This is a genomic window from Pseudomonas sp. PH1b (assembly GCF_000633395.1).
Taxonomy (GTDB): domain Bacteria; phylum Pseudomonadota; class Gammaproteobacteria; order Pseudomonadales; family Pseudomonadaceae; genus Aquipseudomonas.
The window spans coordinates 1-511 of sequence record NZ_AYMU01000035.1 but is presented as its reverse complement, the minus strand read 5'-3'; the positions used below and the strand labels follow the sequence as shown (position 1 = coordinate 511).

General features: G+C 63.6%; 1 protein-coding gene. It reads right to left on the bottom strand.

What is annotated here, in order from left to right; all coding sequences use genetic code 11:
• Positions 1-154: 154 nt before the first annotated feature.
• Positions 155-511, bottom strand: a 357-nt coding sequence (locus U873_RS0132270) for a ShlB/FhaC/HecB family hemolysin secretion/activation protein (protein ID WP_029978809.1), incomplete at its 5' end; no start/stop codon positions are given.

The following is a 511-nucleotide window of genomic DNA, read 5'->3' as shown; positions in this document are numbered from 1 at the left end:
CTGCCAGAACATCATGTTGGCCAGGATGAACGCCAGGCCCCGCTTGGGCAGCCCCCAGAACGACTCCCGCGCTTGCAGGGTGGCAGAAGGTTGGCGGGCCAGGAAGGCAAACTGACGAACATCCATGTCGTGTATCTCGTGTTAAAGAGCGGCGTTAAAGGAACACATCCAGACGGAAATAAATCGGCGCTTCCCGTTCATTCAGGGCTTCGGGCCGCTCGAGGGAATGGGCGAAGGTCACGCTGGCGGCCAGGTTCCTGCCGCGGGCGAAGAATTCGATCGAGTCGCTGGAGACCCGGCCATGCTGCTCGGCGTTGTAGCGGTCGTTGCGGATCGCGCCGAAGTCATAACCCAGGCCCGTGCCGTACTCGGCGAACACCGGGCGCAGCCAGTCCCAGCCCACCGGGCGAGTCCAGCGCAGGTCGTTGCGCCAGTAGTAGCCGCTGTCGCCGTTGAGGCTCTGGTCCTTGTAGCCGCGGATCGAAGACTGGCTGCCCAGGCTCATGCGCTG